The sequence below is a fragment of the Robinsoniella sp. genome (assembly GCF_034124845.1).
The window spans coordinates 1-3,430 of record NZ_JAWYAJ010000050.1; the positions used below are offsets into that span (position 1 = coordinate 1).

Consider the following 3,430-nt stretch of genomic DNA (forward strand, 5'->3'; position numbering starts at 1 on the left):
CCAGGTCAAATTCTTCCATCTGTGGCATAAAACCGGATGCTTCCATCCTGGATACCGTCAGAATCTCCTGCACCATATCTTCCATTGTGCAGGCAACAGAATAGGATCTGGCGAGATATTTATCCCTGTTTTTATAGATCCCAACCTGATACATCATTCCTTCCAGCTGCCCTTTCATGACGGTGATCGGCGTCTTCAGTTCATGGGATACCGCTGAGAAGAATTCAAGCCTTTTCTGTTCCAGTTTACGTTCTGTTTCAATATCTTTCTGCAGAGATTCATTGGCACTTTTCAGTTCGCTTAATGCGGTAGATAACTTCTGGGACAGTTCATTCAGGCTTGAGGACAGCACCCCGATCTCATCATTGCGTTTTTCATCACAGATCCAGTTAAACTCCAGGCCAGACATCTTCTTTGAAATTTTACTAAGTCGTACTACCGGTCTTGTTATATACCTGGAATATAAATAAGCAGTTAACGTAGATATAAATACAATGACAACCATAAGCCAAGGCAAAATTTTATTCATCGCTTCTACCGCCTGATTTACAAACCGGTATGCCCCTAAGACGTACAGTTCATATTCCTGATCCGATCCGGAAAAAGTAACCGGTTTTTGCATACCATAATCCACGCTGGAACGCGAAGTCATAACTGATATGTTCATGGGTGCTTCTAACAAACCATTGATGTTTGTACTTGCTGCAAGAGCGTTGGAATATGTGAGGAATGTATCCTTTTTTACAGCGCTTATGTCGTCTACCTCAATTGCACCCACGGTATTCGATGCCTGACTGTCTTCATCGAATGCATGCGTGGTTCCCACAGCAATACTACTGGCCTTGCCAGCCGAAGTCTGATCAACTTCATTTAAAGTAATGGACAGCATCGCCTGGTTTCCAATACTTTCTACAAATCCTGACTGCACGCTGCCCGGACGCTGGATTACTTTACCGCTGGAATCCAATAATTGCAGGTCAACTGTATTATTTACAATGAAATCATCAAATAGCGGACCGCTGTCCTCAAATTTCGTATTCTCTAAATCCGCCACAAGAGCATCCATTTTTTTATCCATATCCTCGCTGATTCCATAAGTATAGGTCTGGGGCATAAAATAAGCGATAAAACCATATGTTACACCACAAACACAGATCAGAATCAGGCTGGTTATGAGAAATATTTTAAGTGTCAGGCTTCCTCTAATTCGTCTTATCAATCCGATATCCCACCCCTCTGATTGTCTCAATATAATCTACATCCAGTTTCTTGCGTAAATTTTTTATATGGGTATCTACAACCCGCTCATCTCCATAAAAGTCATATTTCCAGAGTCCGTTCAACAGCGCCTGCCTAGTCAGTACTTTTCCCTGATTTAGTAGCAGCTCCCGCAAAAGTTCATATTCCCGCTGTGTTAACTCAATATTTTCACCGTCAATAAATACTTTATATCCGTCCAAGTCCAGCACCAGATTCCGGTAAACCAGCTGATTTGTCTCCTGTACAGGAGAAGTCCGCCGAAGTACTGCTTGGATCTTACGGATCAGGATCTGCATAGAAAACGGTTTGGTAATATAGTCATCTACCCTCAGATCATAGCCTTTTACCTGGTTTTCTTCGCTGTCCAAAGCCGTCAGCATTACAATCGGAACGGAAGATTCCTGACGAATCACTTCACATACGCCATAGCCGTCAATTTTGGGCAGCATAATATCCAGCAGCACCAGATCAAAGGGACGGCTATGGAAGCTGGTAATTCCCGCAACTCCGTCACCTGCTACCGTGACCTTATACCCGGAATCCTCTAAAAATGCCGTTAACAGTTCCTGTATGTCTGCTTCATCTTCAATGACAAGTATCTCTTTCATATTACACCTCTTATTATAGTTTAAAGAATCAATGTCATCTTATCATACTTTTTTGTGTTTTGTGTGAAGTTTTGGTATTTGTCCAGGGTAATTTATGCCATAAAAAAAGATGGATGCCGCCTGGGACATTCATCTTTCTTTATTCTTATTTCTCATTTAACTATTCCTAAATCTTTTGTTATTCAGCACAGGTCATGTATCTTCCCATTGCATCTGCTCCCATGATGGCTGCATATACATCCTCCGGGGTAACTTCAAACGGCATGTTGTGTATGGTTTCACCCGGTGCGCATGCGAGCTTTGCAGCTTCCATGATCTGTTCCGGAATTACTTCCTTAATGCCAAGGCCTTCGAGCGTAACCGGCAGGCCCACCTCTTCACAGAAACCAATTACTGTATCGATTTCATCTGAATCCGCATCTTCCAATACCAACTGAACCAGGGTGCCAAACGCCACCTTTTCTCCATGATAAAGGGAATGGGTCTCTTCAATGGCTGTGAGCCCGTTGTGGATTGCATGTGCTCCTGCCAGACCGCCGCTTTCAAAACCAATTCCGGACAGGTAAGTATTTGCTTCTATTATATTCTCTACCGCTTTTGTACATACTTTTTCTTTTACAGCCAACGCTGCCGACAATCCATTTTCCAATAAGGTGTCATAGCAAAGCTCTGCCAACGCCATAGCTGCTTTTGTGGACTTTCCTCCCACGCAGTTGGAAGCATTAGATTTCTGGCAGGCTCTGGCTTCAAAATAAGTAGCCAGTGCATCTCCCATACCGGCAGTTAAAAGCCTTGCTGGCGCCTTGCTTACAATATCCGTATCCACCAGAACCATATTCGGGCTGGATGGAAGGAACAGATATTCTTCAAATACCCCTTCCTCCGTATAGATTACGGACAGCGCGCTGCAGGGAGCATCCGTAGATGCTATGGTTGGTACAATGATAACCGGTTTATTCATATAATATGCTACTGCCTTTGCTGTATCATGAGTTTTTCCTCCGCCGATCCCAACGATCACTTCTCCGTTTTTTTCCCGGCATACATCAATAATCCTGTTAATCTCAGTCTTGCTGCATTCTCCGCCAAATATTTCATAGGTAACTGCCGAAGAAGTATCTTTCATCCCTTGGTTTATAACAGGTTCTACCCGTTTTCTACCGGATTCACTGGTTAATACAAACAGGTTCTTTCCATATTTTTCTCCATGGCCGCAGAGATTTTTTAATTCGCCTTTTCCTTGTATATAACGGCTTGGGCTTCCAATAATATTTGCCATATTGCTTTCCTCCTTATCCAAAATCTGATTATTAGCTGATCCATATTCTTATTGATTTGTAAAAAATGCGGACTGCACGGTGTATATTATATCACGCTGGGCAATGAAAGTAAATTATGGACAGATATAAAACCAGCCGGGATGCAGACGCATCATGCAACCTCATATGAAGGTTTGTATCATGCTTCTGCCTCCCGGCTGGTTTTCCCATGTCCGGCTATTCTTTCATATGGGGTTTAAATACCAGGCTTGCAAGGTATGAAAATACCAGTGCAGCGCAGAC

General features: G+C 43.0%; 3 protein-coding genes. All 3 read right to left on the bottom strand.

What is annotated here, in order from left to right; translation table 11 throughout:
• Positions 1–1,219: histidine kinase dimerization/phospho-acceptor domain-containing protein (locus ACH2DQ_RS02645; RefSeq protein WP_395025472.1), on the bottom strand; the 1,219-nt coding region annotated here is incomplete at its 3' end.
• Complete coding sequence (locus tag ACH2DQ_RS02650; RefSeq protein ID WP_394913404.1) at positions 1,203–1,868, bottom strand: response regulator transcription factor; 666 nt, start codon at positions 1,866–1,868, stop codon at positions 1,203–1,205. The genes ACH2DQ_RS02650 and ACH2DQ_RS02645, both read right to left, overlap by 17 nt.
• A 178-nt stretch (positions 1,869–2,046) precedes the next feature.
• On the bottom strand, positions 2,047–3,147 hold the full coding sequence (locus ACH2DQ_RS02655) for a glycerol dehydrogenase (RefSeq protein WP_394913403.1): 1,101 nt from the start codon (positions 3,145–3,147) through the stop codon (positions 2,047–2,049).
• Positions 3,148–3,430: the final 283 nt, after the last annotated feature.